Source organism: Couchioplanes caeruleus, from assembly GCF_023499255.1.
Lineage (GTDB): Bacteria > Actinomycetota > Actinomycetes > Mycobacteriales > Micromonosporaceae > Actinoplanes > Actinoplanes caeruleus_A.
Window position 1 is genome coordinate 1,287,986 of sequence record NZ_CP092183.1, and the last position, 19,313, is coordinate 1,307,298.

Genomic DNA, 19,313 nt, shown 5'->3' on the forward strand with positions numbered 1-19,313 from the left:
TTGCGGCGCGTCCGCCGGCGTCGCGGCGCGTTCACCGGCGTTCGGCGCGCTCGTCGGCGCTGCGATGCGCTACCGCCGTTGCGGCGCTTCCCTTTGCGGGCAACCCTCCCGCGACGCTGAACCACGGCCCGCCCGCGTCTCGGTCCTCTCCCGGCGGCGAGCAGGTCCCGCTCCGCTACGGCACGGGGGCGAAGCCGGGCAGCCACTTCTGCAGGATCGCCCGGTACGGCGCCTTAGCCTCCAGCTGGCAGAGGACGCCGATCGACCCGAGCGTCACCCTGTGGATCAGCAGGTACGACGGCGGCAGGTTGAGCTTGCGGCTCAGCTGGAACGCGGGGGAGCGGGGGCTCGAGAGGCGGGTCGCCTCGGAGCGAATCCAGCTGCGGGTGAAACGGAACTCGTCGACCGCGACCGGCTCGATCATGGGCCGCAGGAAGTCGAGGACCGCCTGGGCGTCCAGGTCGTCGTCCGGCTTGATGAAGCCCTCGTCGCGCAGCCCCTCGACGACCGCCCCGGCGTCACCGTCGAGCGCGAGGCGGACCAGGCGGCCGATCGGCTCGGGGTGGCCGTCGGGCAGGCGGGCCACCGCGCCGAAGTCGATGACGCCGAGGCGCCCGTCCGGCAGGATCCGGAAGTTGCCCGGGTGCGGGTCGGCGTGCAGCAGGCCGGCGCGGGCCGGGGCGGAGAAGTGCAGGGTGGCCATCAGCCGGCCGGCCTCGTCGCGCTCCGGCTCCGTACCGTCGCTGATGATCCGGGACAGCGGCGTGCCCTCGACCCACTCGGTGACCAGCACCGTCGGCGCCGACGCGACGACGCGCGGGACGAAGATCTCCGGGTCGTTCGCGTACGCGGCCGCGAACGCCTTCTGCGTCTCGGCCTCCATCGCGTAGTCGAGCTCCTCGGTGATGCGCGCGCGCAACTCCGCCAGCAGGGGCTTCATGTCCATGCCCGGCTGGATGATCTTGAACATGCCGGCGAGCCGGCCCAGCTGTTTGAGGTCCGCGAGCAGGGCGTCGCCCGCCCCCGGATACTGCACCTTGACGGCCACCGGCAGGGTCTTGGACCGGGCGCCCTTGCGCGACGGTGGGAGCTTCCAGACCGCCCGGTGCACCTGTCCGATGCTGGCGGCCGCGGCCGGGCTGTCGTCGAACTCGGCGAACTTGTCCCGCCAGTCCGCACCCAGCTGCTCCACCAGCACCTTGTGCACGCTGGCGACCGGCATCGGTGGAGCGGCCTCCTGGAGCTTGGTGAGCGCCTGCCGGTACGGTCCCGCCATCTCCTCCGGCATCGCCGCCTCGAAGACCGACAGCGCCTGCCCGAACTTCATGGCACCGCCCTTGAGCTGCCCCAGGACGCTGAAGAGCTGCTCGGCGGTGCGCTGCTGGATGTCGGCGGAGATGACGTCGGTGGCGATCCCGGTCACCCGCTTGCCGAGCCCCAGCACCGTACGGCCGGCGAAGCCGAGGGGGAGGGCGGCGAGCTTGGCTGTCCGGGACGCCGCACGACGCGGGATGTCGGTCACCAGATCATTGTGACCGAGAAATGGCCGATCGACCGCCCTGGAGCGGAGGCCCGGCTCAGGGCGAACGTACGGACGACCGCCCGGGCGTGCAGAAACACGCGGGATGAGAGGTCCAGCTCCGGCGGCGGATCCGGCCCGGTGAGCTGAGCTCGATCTCCGCCCCGAGCGCCGTGGAGGGGTCGCCGTCGATGAACGCGAGAACCTCCCCGACGGCGTAGCCGGTGGCGGCGAGCAGGGTCGAGACGGCGCACGGCTCCGCCGGTCCCGGGCGGTGACGTGCCCACTCCGGGTGGTCGGGCGTGGCCGGGCTGCCCGTGGGCGTCGAGCCGTCGAGGACGTGTGTTTCGCGGTCTCGGCGGTGCAGGTCCAGGCAGTTCAGGCAGGGTCCGCCGGGGGCGCGGACGAGCGGGCCGATGACCGGCACACCCTCGCGGATGGCAACCGGCAGGTAGGGCTGACGCCGTTGTGCGTAACCGGCGGCGAGCAGGGCTACCGGCTGGTCGTACTCGAGCTGGACGACGAGCGACGCGCCGCCGCGGCGTACCGGCCGGGTCTGCGTCGTGGGGGCGGCCCGGCGGATGGCCGCGGCGATGGCGTCGGCGCGGGGCTGGCCTGGGTCGGCCTCGCGCAGCGGGCTGCCGGGGCGGTCGTGATGGGTGACCGTTCCGGGTACGTCGGCGTGGACGTGCCCGATGCCGGCTTCGGCCAGCGCGACCGCGATGCCGGCGGCGAGCCTCCCGCGGCCTGCGACGGCGACTCGCGCGGCCCGGCGGCGGCGCAGGACGCCCGCCGGTGCAGCGGGGCCGGCAGCCGACGTGGCGGGGTGTGGGGAGGGGGTGGGGCGGAGAGCTATCGCGGCGGCCTCGCTGGAGAGGCGGTGGCGGGTGTCTTCGTCGAGGGTGGCCGGGCACAGGGCCGCCGCCGGCAGGACGAGGCCCGCCTCGTGGAGGCCGTCCAGGAGGGCGAGCGCGTCCTTCGCGGGTACGCCGAGGGCTGCGGCGTGGCGCAGGATCGTGCGTTCGGGGCGGGTGCCGTCGAGAAGGTCGAGCAGCGCCGCGGCCGAGGGGTCCGGGAGGTCCAGCAGGTAGGCACGGGCGGGATGGGTGCCGAGTTGCACGGTGTGGGCGTTGCGCCAGATGCGGCGGAGCCCCGGCACGAGGGTCGGGCGCGGCAGTGGTGAACGCCAGGAAGGTGAACGCGGTGCTGCGGCGCGGGGCTGCGGTGCTGAGGAGAGCGGGGGGCGGCTCATACGTGACAGGTTGTCACGGTGCCGACGCGGAGGGGTGTGGTTGTCCACAGGCCCGCGGACGGTGGTGCTCGCTTGTCCACAAGCTGGAGCGAGTTATCCACAGGGCGGTGCACGCGTGGATAACTACTCAACGTCGCGAGACGAACACGGTTATGCCCCCAGCGGGTGAGTTGCCCGAGCCGGGACGACGGTAGGGGCGGCCGTGCGGCCGCCCCTACCGTCGAGCGCGTCCGGTCAGGCCTTGGCCTTGCCCAGGATGCGGTTCACCGTGGTGCCGCAGACCGGGCACTTGCCCTTGGCCATGTTCATGCCGGTCTTCGAGACCTCGACAGTCCCCTGGAAGTCGCGCTTCTCCTTGCACTTCACGCAATAGCCGTTGTACGTGTTGTCGGCCACGGTTCCTCCTCGTCATGTTGTCGGCCGGGTCGGCCCGATGGCCCGGGCGCGGCCAGGTCCTCAGAACCTGGACCTCCCGGGGTCCCTGCTCGCGGCGACAGGCCGCGATCTGTGTTCGGCGCTGGACCGCTCCGCGACCACGTGGATGTGGCCACCCGTTCGGGGCGGTCACTACCCAGCTCCGGCCATTTCCATGTCAGCGCGGCGCCGGCGGTGTCGTCGACGTCGTGAGTCTGCCGGTCAGGATGCTGCTTTTCCGGAACATTCAGGCAGACACGCCGACGAAGCGCCCAGAAAACCCAAAACCGGACTTGAAAGACGATCTCCGGTACCGAAGGGCGACGGCCGGGGCGGCGGGGGGTGGAGGAGGTCGGCGTCGCGCGGCGGAGGCAGAAGGGGGTGGGCCCCGGGCAGGAGCCGTGGGAAGGCGGCGCCGGGCCGGAGGCATGCGGAAAGCGGACGGAAGCGGTGGCGCCGACTCGCGTGGCCTTTTCCGGCGGCGTTGAGGTTTAGGGGCGCCCGGGGTGGTGACGTTGGGGGCGTATAGCGTGGCCCCTGTTCCCGCTGCATGTTGCAGCTTTGGAAAATATTTTCGGATTTTCTGGGGCGAAGCTCACATTTTGGGTGCGTGTCGTTTGCCGTACCCTTGCGGCCACCTGGCCCTTACGGATTAACGTCGCAATGTGAACCCTAGTCTGGGCTGCGCAGGCCGGTAATGGCCAGGACGCGCAAGCCTGTCGTCGAAGTGCGGCGCAGCCAGCGCCGTCGTCGCACGGTGTCCGCGTACCGCGAGGGCGAGCGCGTCGTCGTCCTGATTCCCGACCGGTTCTCCCGCGCCGAGGAGACCGAGTGGGTCGCGCGGATGCTGGAGCGGCTGGCCGCCCGTGAGGAGCGCGTCCAGCGTACGGACGGGGAGTTGCTCGCGCGGGCGCAGCGGCTCACGGCTCGATATCTGTCCGACCATGCGAGGCATGTGATCCCGGCCAGCGTGCGATGGGTCACCAACCAGAACGGCCGCTGGGGCTCCTGTACGCCGGACGACGGCACGATCCGCATCTCCCACCGCATCCGGGAGATGCCGGACTGGGTCATCGACTACGTGCTGCTGCACGAGCTCGCGCACCTGGTCGTGCCCAGCCACAACGCCACCTTCTGGGAGCTGGTGAACCGCTACCCGAAGGCGGAACGGGCGCGCGGCTACCTGGAGGGCATCTCCGCCGCCACCGGCCTCGTCCTCGCCGACGACTAGCCCGCGCGGCGCGAGGAGGCGGCAGGCCCGCGCGGCGCGCGAGGAGGCGGCAGGCCCGCGGGGCGGGAGAAGGCGGCGGGCGTGAGCGGGGCAGAAGGCGGTAGACCCAGCGCGGCGGGGGAAGGCGGCAGGCTCGGGCGGCGAGCAGAGACGGCAGGCCGAGGCGGCGCGGGACGGCGGCTAGTCTGCGGGCGTGACCAGACGTGTCGTGGTGGCTCTGCTCAACCCCGTGACCTGGAGTCCTCCCGGTGTCGAGCTGGGCCGGTGGCGCGCGGCGCTGGCCGAGGACGTCGTCGACCTCCTCGCCCGGCTGGCGCAGGCCGACCCCGCAATCGCGGCCGTTTCCGGGGACCTGGAGCTCGCGCGGGAGATTGCCTGGCCGGGGATGCCGATCTACGAGGTGCCGACCGCGACGGTGCTGCCGGTGCTGCGGCGCGCGGCCGATGACGGGTACGAGCAGGGCGCCGTGCTCGCCGCTGATGCTGCCGACGTGCCGGGGATGATTCTCGGGAAGTTGCTGCGGCCGTTGAGCAGCAAGCCGGTGGCTGTGGCGCCGGCCGGGCCGGGAGGCGGGGTGCTGGGGGTCGCCGCGAACCTGCCCGTGCCGGAATGGGTGGCGGACACCGATCTGGACGACGCCACGCCGATGACGCTGCGCCGGGCGGCTCCGCAGCCGAGCCTGGTCGAGTCGACGCCCGAGTGGCGGCGGCTGCGTGGGCCGGCGGATATCGCCACGCTCGACATGGGCTTGGAGGGCTGGGAGAACACCCGGATGCTTCTCGGGGGTTGATGTTTCCCACGCACGCAGAATGAAGGGGCCAGGGCCAGCGAATGCTGGGCCCCGGCCCCGGCCTCGACGGGAGTTGCGGTCAGCACCACCCACCGAGATACGACATCAGGACGTTGATCCTGGTTCTTTGCCTTCGTCGGAATCGCCGAGGTTGTCGAGCTCGGAGATGTCCCAGTCGAGCTGGCTGGCGGCGAACTTCTGCGGGTCGGCGAAGTCCTCGTCGGTCGGCAGCAGGTCCGGGTGGTCCCACAGCGCGTCGCGGCCCTGCACACCGCGGGCCTCGGTGACCGCCGCCCACAGCGCGCCCGCCTCGCGGAGGCGGCGCGGGCGCAGCTCGAGACCGACGAGGGCCGCGAAGGTCTGCTCGGCCGGGCCGCCGGCCGCGCGGCGGCGCCGGAACGCCTCGCTGAGCGCGGCGACGGACGGCAGCCGGTCGCCGGCCGCCGAGTCGACGACGTGGCCGACCCAGCCCTCGATGAGCGCGAGCGCCGTCTCGAGGCGGGCGAGGCTGGCCTTCTGCTGCGGCGTGTCCTCCGGCGTGAAAATGCCCTCGAGCGCCATGGCCTGCATCGATTCCGGGTCGGTGGGATCGACGCGGCTCATCGCCTCCTCGATCGCCTCCCGGTTGACCGTGATGCCGTTCGCATACGTCTCCACCGCGCTGAGCACGTGCGCGCGCAGCCACGGCACGTGCTGGAACAGTCGCTGGTGGGCCGCCTCGCGCAGCGCCACGTAGAGCCGGACCTGGTCCTCGGGGATCTCGAGGCCGTCGCCGTACGTCTTGATGTTGGCCGGGATGAGCGCGGCGGTGCCGGCCGGGCCGAGCGGCAGGCCGATGTCGCCGGCCGACAGCACCTCCGCGGCGAGCTGGCCCAGGGCTTGGCCGAGCTGGCCGCCGAACAGCGCGCCGCCGAGCGTGGCGACCATCGACTGCATCGGCCCGAGCTGGGCGCGCGCCTCTTCGGGCACGAGGTCGCCCATGGCGCCGACCATGCGGCCGGCGATCGGGTCGCACAGCTTCTTCCACACGTCGAGGGTGTTGTACACCCACTCGTTCCTGTTCCAGGCGGTCGCGTCGCGGATGCCCGAGGGCAGCGCCGACGCCGGGTCGAGCCACAGGTCGGCGAGGCGCAGGGCCTCGGAGACGGCATTGTGCTCGTACATGTTCACCGACGGGTCACCGGTCGCGCTCAGCTGGCTGGCGGCCACCTGGCGCGCCAGATCCCAGTTGACCGGGCCACTTCCGGGCGCGGCGAACATCTGCTGCAGCTGATTCATGAACTGCTGCATCTGCTGCGGGTCGGAGGGATCGGGCGGCTGGGCGCCCGGCAGGCTGAAGCCGAACGGGATATCAGGCACGTCCCCAACCGTACGCGCGTCAAGGCGCTTCGGGACCAATGCCGGTGTCAGCTCAGAGAGAACTCAGGGTCGGTTGGTACGGTCACGCGCATGAGACGTCGCGGTGTCACGGTCATCCTCGGCGCCCTGATCACCGCACTGCTGGCAGTCGGAGTCATGGCCTTTCCCCTGCCGTACGTGGTGCTCAAGCCCGGTCCGACCGTGAACACCCTCGGATCGGACAACGGCAAAGAGGTCATCCAGGTGACGAAGGCCCAGACCTCGACCAGTAAGGGTCAGCTCCGGCTGACCACCGTAGGGGTGCAACCCAGCGTGGAGCTGGTCTGGGCCATCCGGGGCTGGTTCAGCGACGAGCAGGCCGTCGTGCCGCGTGACCTGATCTACCCGCCGGACCGCAGCGAGCAGCAGGTCGAGCAGCAGAACGCCGAGGAGTTCAAGTCCTCGCAGTCCAGCGCCGAGACGGTCGCGCTGCGCAAGCTCGGCTATCCGGTGCAGACGTACGTGACGCAGGTGACACAGGACGGGCCGTCGGCGGGGCGGCTGGAGAAGGACGATGTCATCACCTCGGTCGACGGCGTGGCGGTGACCGGGCCGGCGAAGCTCACCGAGCTGATCCAGTCCAAGCCCGCGGGGACCGGCCTGACCATCGGCTACACCCGGGACGGCAAGGCGGGGACCGTGAAGATCGTCTCGGAGAACCTGGAGAGCGGCCAGAAGCCGCGCATCGGCGTCGGCATCGACCAGCGGCAGCCGCACCCGTTCACCGTCACCATCGACCTGGACGAGATCGGCGGGCCCAGCGCGGGGCTGATGTTCACCCTCGGCATCATCGACAAGCTCAAGCCCGAGGACCTGACGGGCGGCAAGATCATCGCGGGTACGGGCACGATCGACGACCAGGGCGACGTGGGGCCCATCGGCGGCATCCCGCAGAAGCTCGTCGGCGCCCGGGAGGCCGGCGCCCAGCTCTTCCTGGTCCCGATCGACAACTGTGCCGAGGCGCTGCGCAACGCGGTGCCCGGCCTGCCGATGGCCGAGGTCGCAAATGTGGATGACGCCCTGACCGCCCTGCAGACCTTCACCAGCGGCGGAACGCCGAAACCGTGCACGGCCACATGACTTGTCCACAGGCACCCAGAGCGGAACGACGCAACACCCTAGAGTGAAGAACCGGTCTTGAAAACTTAGTGGGGTTCACGGTGGTCATGCGTAACAGTCCTCTACCGAGGATGAGCCGGCGCGGTCGCGTGACCGTCGGCGTCCTCGTAGGGGTTTTCCTTCTCTTCACGCTGCTCGGCTGGGGCATCGACGCGTACACCGACTACTTGTGGTACGACGAGGTCAAGTTCACGGAGGTCTTCACGGGCGTCCTGCTGACCCGGCTCCTGCTGTTCCTCGCGATCGGCCTCGCCATGGCGCTGATCATCGCGGGCAACCTCTACCTGGCGTACCGGCTGCGGCCGCTGCTGCGCCCGCACTCGGCCGAGCAGGCCACCCTCGAGCGCTACCGCATGGTGATCCAGCCGCGGCTGGGCACGTGGATCGCGGTCGTCGCCGTCGTCATCGGGTTCTTCTCCGGCCTGTCCGCGCAGAGCCGCTGGAAGGACTGGATGCTCTTCCAGAACGCCCAGCCCTTCGGCGTACGGGACCCGCAGTTCAACGTGGACATCGGCTTCTACGTCTTCGACTACCCGCTGCTGCGCTACCTGCTCGGCGTGGGCTTCACCGCGGTCGTGCTGTCGGTGATCGGCGCGCTCGCCGTGCACTACGTCTTCGGTGGCGTACGGCTGCAGGGCGTCGGCGACCGGATGACGTCGGCCGCTCGCGCCCACCTGACCACGCTGGTGGCGGTGTTCGTGCTGCTGAAGGCGGTCGCGTACATCCTCGACCGGCGTGCGCTCCTGCTCGAGCAGCACGTGTCGCCCGGCCTCTACGGCGCCGGCTACACCGACGTGAACGCGTTGCTGCCCGCCAAGGAGATCCTGGCGTACATCTCGATCGTGGTCGCCATCGCGATCATCGTGTTCTCCAACGCGGTCATGCGGAACCTGGTCTGGCCCGGCGTCTCGCTGGCCCTGCTCGCCATCTCGGCGGTCGCGATCGGCGGCATCTACCCGCTGGCGGTGCAGAATTTCCAGGTCCAGCCCAGCCTCGCGGACAAGGAGGCGCCGTACATCGCGCGGTCCATCCAGGCCACGCGCGCGGCGTTCGGGCTCGGCGACACGCAGGTGACCCCGTATGCCGCGGAGAGCGTCGTACCACCCGCGGCGCTGGCGACCAACGCCAGCGCGCAGAACATCCGGGTCATCGACCCGCAGCTGGTCTCCGAGGCGTTCACGCAGTCGCAGCAGGTCCGCGGCTTCTACGACTTCGGCCCCAAGCTGGACGTGGACCGCTACACGGTGGCCGACAAGACGCAGGACTACGTCGTCGGCGTCCGTGAGATCAACGACCGGGCGCTCACCCAGCAGCAGCAGAACTGGCTCAACCGGCACACCGTCTTCACGCACGGGTACGGGCTGGTCGCGGCGCCCGCCAACCAGTCCTGCGGCGGGCTGCCGTACTTCGTCTCCGGCTTCCTCGGCGGCGGCGCCCAGACCGCCAACTGCTCCTCGCCGACCGAGCAGATCAAGGTCGACCAGCCGCGCATCTACTACGGCGAGCAGTCCACCGAGTACGCGATCGTCGGGCAGGCCGACAAGAACAAGAACGTGGAGTTCGACCGGCCGCAGCCCACGGACAGCAACGCCGAGCAGCGCTACACGTACGACGGCCAGGGCGGCGTGCCGATCGACTCGTTCTTCCGCCGGCTGGTCTTCGCGATCAAGAACACCGAGAGCAACTTCCTGCTCTCCGACGCGGTCAACAGCGAATCGCGGGTCATGTACGTCCGCGACCCGCGCTCGCGCGTCGAGAAGGTCGCGCCGTTCCTGACCATCGACGGGGACCCGTACCCGGCGGTCGTCGACGGCCGGATCAAGTGGATCCTCGACGGGTACACGACCGCGTCGACGTACCCGTACGCCCAGCGGATCAACCTGCAGGAGGAGACGGACGACGAGCTCACCAACCGGGGCACGTTCGCGCTCGCCCGCGACAACGTCAACTACATGCGCAACTCGGTCAAGGCGACGGTCGACGCGTACGACGGCACGGTCACGCTCTACGAGTTCGACGACCAGGACCCGGTGCTGAAGGCGTGGAACAAGGCGTTCGGCGGCGACCTGATCACCCCGAAGTCGCAGATCCCGGCGTCGCTGGAGGCGCACTTCCGCTACCCGGCCGACCTGTTCAAGGTGCAGCGCAACCTGCTGACCAAGTTCCACGTCACCGACCCCGCGGACTTCTTCACCGGCAACGACTTCTGGGCGGTGCCGAACACGCCGGACGGCTCCGAGCAGAAGAAGCAGCCGCCGTTCTACCTCAACGTGCAGCTGCCGGGGCAGGACGCCACCCGGTTCCAGCTCACCTCGGCCGTCACCCCGAGCAATCGGGAGAACCTGGCGGCGATGATCTCCGGCTCGTACGTCGACGGCAAGCCACGGCTGGAGATCCTCGAGCTGCCGGACGAGACCGCGATCCCAGGTCCGGCGCAGGTGCATCAACAGATGACCAGCAACGGTACGGTGCGCCCCGAGCTGAACCTGCTGCAGACGAACAACCAGGCCCAAGTGCTCTTCGGCAACCTCATCTCGTTGCCGGTCAGCAACGGCATGCTCTACGTCGAGCCGGTGTACGTGAAGAGCGGCCAGCAGTCCAACGCGGCCCCGCTGCTGCAGAAGGTCCTCATGTCGTACGGCGACGGCGGCCGGTACGCGGTCCTGGCCAACAACCTCCAGGACGGCCTGAAGGCGCTCGTGGCACAGGGCAAGAACCAGCAACCGCCCGCGTCCACGCAGAACAACAACCCGCCGTCCGGCACGCAGCCCCCGGCCAACAGCCAGCTGAGCCAGGCGGCAGCGGACCTCGACAAGGCCATCGCGGACGTCAAGGCGGCCCAGCAGTCCGGCGACTTCGCCCGGTACGGCCAGGCGCTGCAGGCGCTCGACACGGCGATGAACAACTTCCAGAACGCCCAGAAGGCGGCCAACACGCCGGTGACGCCGTCGGCAGGGCCGTCCGCGCCGCCCTCCACACCGGCGTCGACGCCGGCATCGGCGGTGGCGCCCACGCCCAGCGGCGGTTGACGGTTCTTGGTTGAGGGGCGGCCCGCCGGGGGTTCTCGGCGGGCCGCTTCTTTCCCCGGATGGCCGGCCGCTTCGTTTCCGGGCCGGCCGCTTCGTCTCCGGGCCGGCCGCTTCGTTCCCCGGCCGCCCCGTCGTTTCGCGGCCGGCCGCCGCGTTCGGTGCTGGCCGCTTCGTTTCCGGGCTGGCCGTTTCGTCTGCGGGTTGCTTCGCCTCTCGGTCCGCCGGGCGTTTCGTTCCTTGGGTGGCCGGGTTTCCGGTGGGCCGCATGCAGGTGTGGGGAGCGTTACGGGGGGTCGTTTTGCAGGCGTCGGGGCCGCACGCTAGGGTTGAGCTACCGACGCGGGGTGGAGCAGCTCGGTAGCTCGCTGGGCTCATAACCCAGAGGTCGCAGGTTCAAATCCTGTCCCCGCTACGAGAGAAATGCAGGTTGAAGGCCTGTCACCCAGCTGGGTGACAGGCCTTCGCCATTCTGTGCCGTCGTGCGGTGAGTTCTCGGTCGGGCGCAGCGCCTTCGCGCGGTGACTTCCCGGCCGGGCCCAGCGCCTTCGCGCGGTGACTTCCCGGCCGGGCCCAGCGCTGTCGTGCGGCGACTTCTCCGCAGGCCGTAGCGCGGTTGTCGGTGAGCCGCCCGCCTGATCGCCCACGGGCCGGCCGGTGATCTCACCTTGCCTGCGCAGCGCTCATGCGGGGGCCTCGCGACCCGGCAGCAGCATCACCTTGCCGTGCGGGTTGCCCGACAGGCTGAGCGCCACGGCGTCGCGCCACTTCTCCAGCGGGTACGACTTCGCGATCGGGAGACGGAATGCGCCCTGGGTGGCGAGGGACGCGTACTCCGGGAGGAGCGTGGCGGGAGGCGTGAGGCCGGGACGCAGCTCGTCCAGGTTGACGCGGGCGCCGAGCCGGCGGGCCTCCTCATGGTTGCTGATGGTCATCACGCGGCCGGGATCACCGCCCGCCAGCGCGATGAGGTCGGTCAGGGTGCCCGGGCTCGGGCGAGGCGCGTCCAGCACGAGGTCGACGTCGTCGCCACCGGTCAGCATGCGGACACGGTCGGGCATGCCTTCGCCGTACGTGGTGACCCGCGCACCGAACCCCTCCAGGTCCGCGGCGAACGTCGGGCCGGCGGTGGCGACGACGCGCGCGCCGCGGCGCAGCGCGATCTGCACGGCGGCGTAGCCGACCATGCCGCCGGCGCCGTGGACGAGCAGCGTGGCGCCGGGTCCGACGCCCATGGTCTCCAGGGTCCAGGCGGCCGTCTGTACGACCATGGGCAGGGTGGCCGCCTGCACCGGGTCGAGGCCGGCCGGTACGCGGTACCAGGTGTTCAGCAGGGCCACGTCCGCCGCGCCGGCGCTCGGCTGCTCGATGAAGTCGGCGGTGCCGAAGACGACGTCGCCCACCCCGGCCGGCTCATTACGGTTGCGAGCCCGTCGCCCGGCGCCACCGGCGCCACCGCCGCCATCGCCGCCATCGCCCGCGTCGGCTGGGGAGTTGACGCCATCGCCCGCGTCGGCTGCGGAATTGCCGCCGTTGCTCGCGTCGGCTGCGGCGTTGCTGCCGCCCGGCGCTTCCTCGGCGCTGACCGCGTCGATGATGCCGGCCACGTCGTAGCCGATGCCGCGGGGCAGTGCGCCGGGCAGGAAGCCGCGGCACAACTCCCAGTCCGCGGGGTTGAGACCCGTGGCTAGGACCCGTACGCGTACGCGGCCGTTCGGTGGGTCTGATATCTCGATCCGTTCCTCCTCCAGGACGGCGAGCGGCTCGCCGGTCCGGTGGAAGCGGATGACGCGGGACGGAACGGCAGCCATGATCTCTCCTTCAGTTTGTGTCAGTCACTGACGTTATCACGTTAGCGACAGTGACTGACGCAACCTAGACTGTGCCTATGCCGAGAAGTGGCGCTGAGGCGCGGGCGAGACTGCGCGAGGCAGCGTTGGACCTGTACGGCGAGAGCGGCTATGACGCCACGACCACCGCCGAGATCGCCGCGCGGGCCGGGGTCACCGAGCGGACGTACTTCCGGCATTTCCCCGACAAGCGCGAGGTGCTCTTCGACGGTGAGGCGGAGCTGCGCGAGGTCATGACCGGCGCGATCGCCTCGGCGCCCGGGAGTCCCGCACCCTTGTCGCTGGTCCTGCGGGCGTATACGGCTGCGGTACCGCTCTTCGTCGCCGGCCGTCCCGTGGCCGAGCGGCGGGCGAAGATCATCGCGACGTCTCCCGCGCTGCAGGAGAGAGCTCACGCCAAGCGGGATGCGATCACGGATGCGGTGATCGGGGCGTTGCAGGAGCGCGGGATTCCTGAGCCCACGGCGCGTCTCGCCGCTCGGGTGGGCGCCGCCGTCTTCGAGCGGGCCGGCCGGGAGTGGGACGGCGCGTCAGGGGTCGCCCTCACGGCGCTGATCGCTCAGGCCGCTGAGGAGTTGCGCGCGCTGGCTTGAAGCTCCCGGTGGTGTCAGCGCTGCGCCGGCGGCCGCCGGATCGACCGTACGTTCGCGTCCACCGGTTGGCTCTCCGTGGCCACCCGCATGCCGTTCAGGTATCCGTCCGTCTCACGCTGCTCGCCGTACTCCGCGAGCCGTTCGCTGATGGCCTGCCATTCCCGTTCGCGGTCCGCGGCGAGCGCCGTGCGTACCTCGTCGAGCAGGTCCTTCATCTGCTCCTCGTCGACGGTTCCGTCCCGCTCCGGGGAGAGGCGGCTGAGGATCTGGTCGCGGGAGAAGGCGACGAGGACGGCGAGCCAGGCCAGGACGAACATGCCGGTCACCACGACGAGGACCGCCACGCCCTGGAAGTTCGGGGGCGGGCCGGGGGGTACGCCCGGGATGCCGGGGGGTGGGCCGGGGCGTTCCGGGAAGCCGACGATGAGCGTGACGACCAGGGCCCCCGTCGCGGCGATGGCGACGATGAGGCAGGAGATGAGGAGTTTGCTCATCTGGAGGTGCAGCCCACTCGCGGCGGATCCGTGGTCGGCTTTGGCCCGCGCTGTCATGGTGCCGAGATTACGGATGTCGGGCGCGTCACGCGAATGGCACTTATGCGGTGCGCCGCCGGCGGAGCACCTTCCGGTATGGATCGATCATCCGATCGAGGACCGTCTCGAGCGCCCGGCGGTCCTCCGCCGGGATCGGGGAGTCGTCGGCGAGCATGCGGGCCAGCTCGTGGACCAGCGGGTGGGTGGCCGGCGGCTGGGGCGGCGGTCCGCCCACCCGGTCCGGGTACGCCGCGAGCACCAGCTCGTTGATGCTGCGGCCGAGCACGGGCGCGATCCGCTCGATGGACCGGATGGTGGGCCGCTGCTCCCCGCTGAGCCAGCGCAGCACCACGGACGGATCCATGCCGACGGCGCGGGCGAAGTGTGTGGGCGTGGGGAAGCGGGCGGCCTGGATCGCTTCCTTGAGGTAGCCGCCGAAGCTCATCGGCACAGCATAAGCGGCGCGCGACACCGCTCGGCGATTGGTTGAAGGGCACGGTACTGATAGCGTCATTGGTTGGAAAGCCAACGGCCCGGGCCGCCACCCGCCGCTGCACGCCCGAGAGAGAGGTCGTGTCTTCGTGGTGCAGGTAATGATCATCGTGTCTGCCCTGGTGGGCCTGGCGGCGCTGACCGTCCTCGGCGTGCTGTCGGCCCGTGTCCGGCGGTCGCCGCACGATACGCCACCTGCGGCGACGCGGCCTGACGGGCCGGACGGCGTGCTCGCCGCGCCGCGACCGGCACCTCGTCCGCACCTGCCCGCGGTGGCGGCCGCGGCAGGTGCGGGTCCCACCCCGGCTGCCGCCCTGCCGCCGGCGCCACCGCAGTCACCCGAAAGAGTGAATGTGGTCGAGGCGCCGAGAAGCCCGGCGGCCCGGCGAGCCGTCGCGAACAGTGGCGCCAACAGGTTCGGCGCGGTCCGGGGGATGAGCGCCGCGCCGGCGGTCAGCGGCCGGCCGGCCCGGCGGTAAGCGGCCGGCCATCACCGGCGCGGAGAAGGCGGCCGCGCCGGGGCAGTGACGGCGGGGACAAGGCGGCCGCTCCGGAGCAGTTACCGCGGGGACAAGGCGGCGCGCCGGAGCAAAAACAGCGGCGAAAAGGCGCGGCGCCGGACCAGTGACAGCGGCCCGGAGAAGGCGCCGCGCTGGAGCAGTGACAGCGGCGCGGGGGAGAAGGCCGCGCCCGGGGGGAAAGACGGAAGGCCGGTTCTCGAGTCGAGAACCGGCCTTCCGCGCTTCGTAGCGGGGACAGGATTTGAACCTGCGACCTCTGGGTTATGAGCCCAGCGAGCTACCGAGCTGCTCCACCCCGCGTCGGCTCGGCAACGTTAGCACGGCCGGGCGGAGCGCCCGCCGGGCAGGGTCGGGCCGGAGGGCGGCGGGCGACGCAGAGCGGATCATCCGCCGGGCAGGGGTCAGGCAATGAGGCGGCGGGCGAAGGGGAGCGACGCGGTGCGGTAGGGGCGGGGAGCAAGAGGGCGCGTGGCGGAGGAAAGGCGAGCGGTGCGGGAAAGACAACGCGGCTCCCGGCCGGGGGCGGGCCGGGAGCCGCGTCGGGCTTGTCGGGTCAGCAGTACGTGACGCCGCTGCCGCTGCCGCTGCCCCACTTGCACGAGTCGATCGACTTGCCCGAGGCCGTGCGCAGGTACGCCGTGTCGCCGCCGTTGTTCCAGATGTAGCCGGTGCGGTTCCAGTAGCGGTGCTTGGCGTCGGGCTTGCCGTTCGTGCCCTTGCCCGTGTGGACGTACATGTACTTGCCGGCGCCCAGGCGGTAGTCGCCGCCGAAGGTGTACGTGTGGCCCGCCGCGTCGCGTACCGTCCAGCCCTTGAGGTTGATGGTCGCCTCGGTCCTGTTGGTCAGGCGTACCCATTCGTTGTTGAGGCTGGTGTTGCTGCCGGTGTCCGTACCCGGGGAGTTGTACTGGATCTTCGAGAACTGGACGTCGCCGGCCTTGACGGACGGCGTCGACGGCGCCGGCGTGGTCGGCGCCGGGGTGGACGGGTTGTCGCCGCCGCCGCTGCCCGTGCCGCTGCCCACGTTGATCGCAACGCTCTCGGTCTGGCCCTTGAGCAGGTTGTTCTCGGTGTCGGCGTCGATCACGGCGCGGTAGTACTTGGTGCCGCTGCCCTGGCCGGTGAGGGTGGCGCCGTAGATGGCCGCCGGGTCGGAGGTGTAGCCGCTCGCGACGTCGGTCCAGTCGCCGTTCGCGCCGCGCTGGATGTGCACGCGCAGGTGCGGCTGTGCGGGGTCGGCCGAGACGTTGACGTTGACGGTGCCGTTGTCGGCGGTCAGCGTCATCGACGGGACGATGCCCATCGCGACCGAGATGCGGCGGGACTCGACGCCGTTGACCTTCACGTAGAAGCGGAAGCCGGAGTCGAGGAGCCGGTTGATCGACCAGGTGCCGGAGCCGCTCGCCTTGGTGGTGACGTAGCCGCCCGTCGCGTAGTCGGGGGACGGGTAGAAGTCGTTGAAGACGTACGCCGACTCGTACAGTTCGACGGTGGCGCCGGCGGCGGCCGTACCGCTGAGGGTGATCGTCCCGTATCCCTGGCGGCTCGCCGGGGCCGAGATCGTCGGCGTGTCGGCGGCGGACGCCGGGGCGGCGAGGCCGAGGGCGGCGGCGCAGCCGAGGGCGACGAACAGGGCCGTCTTGCGTGCACGCATCAGCAGGGTCTCCTTGAGCGTTCGGGGGCGGTCACCGAAGCCTAGAGACAATGACTGTGCGTAGTCACCCGTACGGATGGTCCTGGTTATTGGCTAGTAGGACGAGCGTGGCGGCGACTCAGAGTTACTTTCGGTCACCGCAGGCGGTCGCGGCAGGTAAGGGGTGAATCGGATATCGTGGGGCGGCCGGCGGGGGAGGATGCGATGACGGAGCTGGTGCTGCGCGCCGACTGCAGCCGGTGCGTCGGGCTGTGCTGCGTCGCGCCGGCGTTCGCCAAGTCGTCGGACTTCGCCATCGACAAGCCGGCCGGGCGGCCCTGTCCCAACCTCGGCGACGACTTCCGCTGCGGCATCCACGACCGGTTGCCGGAGAAGGGCTTCCCCGGCTGCGTCGTCTTCGACTGCTTCGGTGCCGGCCAGCACCTCACCCAGGTGACGTTCGCCGGCCGCGACTGGCGTACCCCCGGCGTCGCCGGCCCGATGTTCGCGGCCCTGCCGGTCATGCGCCAGCTGCACGAACTGCTCTGGTACGTGACACAGGCGCTGACCATGCCGGCAGCGCGCCGGGTGCACCCACGGCTGAGGATGGCGCTCGAGGAGACCGTCCAGCTCACCAGCGGTACGCCCGAGGAGCTGATGGCGCTCGACGTGGACGCGCATCGGGGCAGGGTGAACCCGCTGCTGCAGAAGGCGAGCGAGCTCGTACGCGCCCAGGCCGGCGCCCGGCGGCCGGATCACCGGGGCGCCAACCTGATCGGGCGCCGGATGAGCGGCGCCGCGTTGCGGGGCGCCAGCCTGCGGGGTGCGCTGCTGATCGGGGCGGACCTGCGCGACGCCGACCTGCGCCTGGCCGACTTCACCGGCGCCGATCTGCGCGGTGCTGACCTGCGCGGAGCCGACCTGACCGGAGCGCTGTTCCTCACGGAGTCGCAGCTCACGGCCGCGGTGACCGACGGGACCACCCGGTTGCCTCAGCCCCCGGAGTCCTCGAGGCGGTAGTAGCGGTCGGTGTCGGGCCACAGTGGTGCCGGCGTCCGCGGTGCGGCGGCCATTCGCCGGTGACGCGCGAGCCACCACCACGCCGCGGCCGCACCCGCGAGCAGGACGACCGCTGCCGAGGCGACGAGCGCCCAGATCCACCACGCCGGCCCGCCCGCGGCCGGGGTGAGGGCCTGGGCCGGTACCGGCTCCGGGACGGTGACGGCGGGCAGCGGCCCGGTCTGCACGCCCACCCCCTCGGCGTCCGCCGGAAGCTGCAGGATCCACCCGGGCAGGATCGACTCCGGCTTGGTCAGCCGCAGTCCATCGGGCTGCAACCGGCCCCGGTTGAGCGCGAAGATCTCGTCGTTGCGGTCACCCGAGCCGAGGAAGCGCTGGGCGATCTCGAACAGGAACTCCGGCTCGCCGTTGAACTGGTTGCGCACCACGTAGTACTTCACGGCCCCGGCGTCGGCCGACGGGGCCGGGGTGGCCGCCAGCGCCGGTGGGGCCGCGAGGGTGGTCAGGGCGGCGAGCAGGAGAGCGACGAGCACGCGGCGAAGCATCGACCGTCCTTGATGGGAGTGGCTGATGGGGCGAGCGTACGGCCGGCCCGGCCACCCCGGCCCGCTTTCTTCCCGGACGCACCAGCGAAACGCGCCCGTGCGCACCAGCCCTAGGATGAGTCTCGTCGATCGGCCGAGACCTGGAGTGTGCCGTCATGCAGGTGCCGGGGCTCGTCTGGACGCTCACGGTGGCCGGGATCATCGGCCTGGTCCTGTTCGACTTCTACTTCCACGTCCGGCGCGCGCACATCCCGTCGCTACGCGAGGCCGCCGTCTGGTCCTCGGTGTACGTCGGCCTCGCCGTCGTCTTCGGCCTGGGCGTGCTGCTGTTCGGCGGCCGCGACATGGGCGCCGAGTACTTCGCCGGCTGGGTGACGGAGAAGGCGCTGTCGGTCGACAACCTCTTCGTCTTCCTCATCCTGCTGAGCAGCTTCAAGGTGCCGCGCGCCGATCAGCAGAAGGTGCTGCTGTTCGGCATCGTCGTGTCGCTGATCGCCCGGACCGGCTTCATCTTCCTCGGCGCGGCCCTGATCAACTCGTTCGCCTGGGTCTTCTACCTGTTCGGGCTCGTGCTGCTGATCACGGCCGGCAACCTGCTGCGGTCCGACCAGAGCGACGAGCGTTCGGCGGACAACATCATCATCCGGCTGGCACGGCGGTTCCTGCGGACGTCCGACGAGTACGACGGCGACAAGCTTTTCACCGTACGCGACGGCCACCGCGTCATGACTCCGATGCTGTTGGTGATGGTGGCTCTGGGCGGCACCGACATCCTGTTCGCGCTCGACTCGATCCCGGCCATCTTCGGCCTGACCCAGAGCGTGTACCTGGTCTTCACCGCGACGGCGTTCTCGCTGCTCGGCCTGCGCCAGCTCTACTTCCTGCTGGACGGGTTGCTGGACCGGCTCATCTACCTGTCGTACGGGCTGGCGGCGATCCTCGCCTTCATCGGCGTGAAGCTGGTCCTGCACGCGCTGCACGAGAACAACGTGCCGTTCATCAACGGCGGCGATTCCGTCGAGGTGGTGGAGATCAGCACGGTGGCGTCGCTGGGCGTCATCATCGGGGTCCTGACCATCACCGTCGTCGTGTCGCTGCTGAGCCCCAAGGGGCGGGCGCAGACGTACGTGGCCGCGGCGCGCCGGCACGCCCTCGAATACCTCGACATCGAGACCGACCCGGCGTACTGCGACGAGATCTTCCACAAGCTGGTCGTGGAGGAGGAGCGGATCAAGGGGCTGCCGGCGAAGTACCGGGCCCGGATCCGTCAGGAGCAGGAGCTGATGGAGCTGCTCCAGCGCACGCACCGGCTGCACGAGCAGCGGCTCGCGGCCGGCGTCTGCTTCGTGCCCGCCCCCGCGGCCCAGGCGGTGGGCG

15 protein-coding genes, 2 tRNA genes and 1 pseudogene are annotated in these 19,313 nt (G+C 70.8%); 8 read left to right on the forward strand and 10 right to left on the reverse strand.

The window, feature by feature from the left end; all coding sequences use genetic code 11:
- Nucleotides 1-175 precede the first annotated feature (175 nt).
- The 3 genes from COUCH_RS06200 to COUCH_RS06210 form a co-directional block, all read right to left on the reverse strand.
- Nucleotides 176-1,522 (reverse strand): ABC1 kinase family protein, encoded by a 1,347-nt coding sequence (locus COUCH_RS06200; RefSeq protein ID WP_249611138.1) that lies wholly within the window; start codon nucleotides 1,520-1,522, stop codon nucleotides 176-178.
- 55 nt (nucleotides 1,523-1,577) lie between these two features.
- A complete protein-coding gene (locus tag COUCH_RS06205; protein WP_430640893.1) occupies nucleotides 1,578-2,639 on the reverse strand; it encodes a PqqD family protein in 1,062 nt (353 codons plus the stop codon).
- A gap of 366 nt (nucleotides 2,640-3,005) precedes the next feature.
- Complete coding sequence (locus COUCH_RS06210; protein WP_015625326.1) at nucleotides 3,006-3,167, reverse strand: DUF5679 domain-containing protein; 162 nt, start codon at nucleotides 3,165-3,167, stop codon at nucleotides 3,006-3,008.
- 715 nt (nucleotides 3,168-3,882) lie between these two features.
- Here COUCH_RS06210 and COUCH_RS06215 point away from each other — a divergent pair.
- Nucleotides 3,883-4,416 (forward strand): M48 metallopeptidase family protein, encoded by a 534-nt coding sequence (locus COUCH_RS06215; RefSeq protein ID WP_249611139.1) that lies wholly within the window; start codon nucleotides 3,883-3,885, stop codon nucleotides 4,414-4,416.
- A gap of 193 nt (nucleotides 4,417-4,609) precedes the next feature.
- Nucleotides 4,610-5,206, forward strand: coding sequence for a hypothetical protein (locus COUCH_RS06220; RefSeq protein WP_249611140.1), 597 nt, complete (start codon nucleotides 4,610-4,612; stop codon nucleotides 5,204-5,206).
- A 105-nt stretch (nucleotides 5,207-5,311) separates the two neighbouring features.
- Here COUCH_RS06220 and COUCH_RS06225 read toward each other — a convergent pair whose 3' ends face one another.
- Nucleotides 5,312-6,565 carry a zinc-dependent metalloprotease gene (locus COUCH_RS06225; protein ID WP_249611143.1) on the reverse strand — a complete coding sequence of 418 codons (1,254 nt, stop codon included), beginning with the start codon at nucleotides 6,563-6,565 and terminating at the stop codon, nucleotides 5,312-5,314.
- A 90-nt stretch (nucleotides 6,566-6,655) separates the two neighbouring features.
- Here COUCH_RS06225 and COUCH_RS06230 point away from each other — a divergent pair, with 90 nt between their 5' ends.
- The 3 genes from COUCH_RS06230 (at nucleotide 6,656) to COUCH_RS06240 (ending at nucleotide 11,164) form a co-directional block, all read left to right on the forward strand.
- Nucleotides 6,656-7,684, forward strand: coding sequence for a YlbL family protein (locus COUCH_RS06230; RefSeq protein ID WP_249611144.1), 1,029 nt, complete (start codon nucleotides 6,656-6,658; stop codon nucleotides 7,682-7,684).
- Nucleotides 7,685-7,794: 110 nt separating this feature from the next.
- Nucleotides 7,795-10,752 carry a UPF0182 family membrane protein gene (locus COUCH_RS06235; protein ID WP_249611145.1) on the forward strand — a complete coding sequence of 986 codons (2,958 nt, stop codon included), beginning with the start codon at nucleotides 7,795-7,797 and terminating at the stop codon, nucleotides 10,750-10,752.
- 338 nt (nucleotides 10,753-11,090) lie between these two features.
- Nucleotides 11,091-11,164, forward strand: a tRNA-Met gene (locus tag COUCH_RS06240).
- 268 nt (nucleotides 11,165-11,432) lie between these two features.
- Here the strand turns inward: COUCH_RS06240 and COUCH_RS38815 are convergent.
- Nucleotides 11,433-12,560 carry an NADP-dependent oxidoreductase gene (locus tag COUCH_RS38815; RefSeq protein WP_275980069.1) on the reverse strand — a complete coding sequence of 376 codons (1,128 nt, stop codon included), beginning with the start codon at nucleotides 12,558-12,560 and terminating at the stop codon, nucleotides 11,433-11,435.
- 77 nt (nucleotides 12,561-12,637) lie between these two features.
- Between COUCH_RS38815 and COUCH_RS06250 the strand changes: the two genes are divergently transcribed.
- The gene (locus COUCH_RS06250) at nucleotides 12,638-13,192 is read left to right on the forward strand and encodes a TetR/AcrR family transcriptional regulator (RefSeq protein WP_249611146.1); all 555 of its coding nucleotides are present in this window, start codon (nucleotides 12,638-12,640) and stop codon (nucleotides 13,190-13,192) included.
- A 14-nt stretch (nucleotides 13,193-13,206) separates the two neighbouring features.
- Here COUCH_RS06250 and COUCH_RS06255 read toward each other — a convergent pair whose 3' ends face one another.
- The 4 genes from COUCH_RS06255 to COUCH_RS06270 all read right to left on the reverse strand — a co-directional run bounded on the left by COUCH_RS06255 (nucleotide 13,207) and on the right by COUCH_RS06270 (nucleotide 16,392).
- On the reverse strand, nucleotides 13,207-13,743 hold the full coding sequence (locus COUCH_RS06255; RefSeq protein ID WP_249611147.1) for a hypothetical protein: 537 nt from the start codon (nucleotides 13,741-13,743) through the stop codon (nucleotides 13,207-13,209).
- A 43-nt stretch (nucleotides 13,744-13,786) separates the two neighbouring features.
- Complete coding sequence (locus COUCH_RS06260) at nucleotides 13,787-14,170, reverse strand: helix-turn-helix domain-containing protein (protein ID WP_249611148.1); 384 nt, start codon at nucleotides 14,168-14,170, stop codon at nucleotides 13,787-13,789.
- 794 nt (nucleotides 14,171-14,964) lie between these two features.
- Nucleotides 14,965-15,038 (reverse strand) — tRNA-Met (locus tag COUCH_RS06265).
- A 253-nt stretch (nucleotides 15,039-15,291) separates the two neighbouring features.
- Nucleotides 15,292-16,392 (reverse strand): lamin tail domain-containing protein, encoded by a 1,101-nt coding sequence (locus COUCH_RS06270; RefSeq protein WP_249611149.1) that lies wholly within the window; start codon nucleotides 16,390-16,392, stop codon nucleotides 15,292-15,294.
- A 204-nt stretch (nucleotides 16,393-16,596) separates the two neighbouring features.
- Between COUCH_RS06270 and COUCH_RS06275 the strand changes: the two genes are divergently transcribed.
- Nucleotides 16,597-17,391 carry a pentapeptide repeat-containing protein gene (locus COUCH_RS06275; RefSeq protein WP_249611151.1) on the forward strand — a complete coding sequence of 265 codons (795 nt, stop codon included), beginning with the start codon at nucleotides 16,597-16,599 and terminating at the stop codon, nucleotides 17,389-17,391.
- Here COUCH_RS06275 and COUCH_RS06280 read toward each other — a convergent pair.
- Complete coding sequence (locus tag COUCH_RS06280) at nucleotides 17,364-17,924, reverse strand: hypothetical protein (RefSeq protein ID WP_249611153.1); 561 nt, start codon at nucleotides 17,922-17,924, stop codon at nucleotides 17,364-17,366. The genes COUCH_RS06275 and COUCH_RS06280 overlap by 28 nt on opposite strands.
- Nucleotides 17,925-18,091: 167 nt before the next feature.
- Here COUCH_RS06280 and COUCH_RS06285 point away from each other — a divergent pair.
- Nucleotides 18,092-19,072, forward strand: a pseudogene (locus tag COUCH_RS06285) (TerC family protein); the annotation flags it as partial.
- Nucleotides 19,073-19,313 lie beyond the last annotated feature (241 nt).

Coding starts and splice junctions, on each gene's coding strand:
- COUCH_RS06250 (WP_249611146.1), top strand. CDS start 12,638: ATGCCGAGAAGTGGCGCTGAGGCGCGGGCGAGACTGCGCGAGGCAGCG.
- COUCH_RS38815 (WP_275980069.1), bottom strand. CDS start 12,560: ATGGCTGCCGTTCCGTCCCGCGTCATCCGCTTCCACCGGACCGGCGAG.
- COUCH_RS06275 (WP_249611151.1), top strand. CDS start 16,597: ATGACGGAGCTGGTGCTGCGCGCCGACTGCAGCCGGTGCGTCGGGCTG.
- COUCH_RS06255 (WP_249611147.1), bottom strand. CDS start 13,743: ATGACAGCGCGGGCCAAAGCCGACCACGGATCCGCCGCGAGTGGGCTG.
- COUCH_RS06270 (WP_249611149.1), bottom strand. CDS start 16,392: ATGCGTGCACGCAAGACGGCCCTGTTCGTCGCCCTCGGCTGCGCCGCC.
- COUCH_RS06260 (WP_249611148.1), bottom strand. CDS start 14,170: ATGAGCTTCGGCGGCTACCTCAAGGAAGCGATCCAGGCCGCCCGCTTC.
- COUCH_RS06235 (WP_249611145.1), top strand. CDS start 7,795: ATGAGCCGGCGCGGTCGCGTGACCGTCGGCGTCCTCGTAGGGGTTTTC.
- COUCH_RS06230 (WP_249611144.1), top strand. CDS start 6,656: ATGAGACGTCGCGGTGTCACGGTCATCCTCGGCGCCCTGATCACCGCA.
- COUCH_RS06215 (WP_249611139.1), top strand. CDS start 3,883: ATGGCCAGGACGCGCAAGCCTGTCGTCGAAGTGCGGCGCAGCCAGCGC.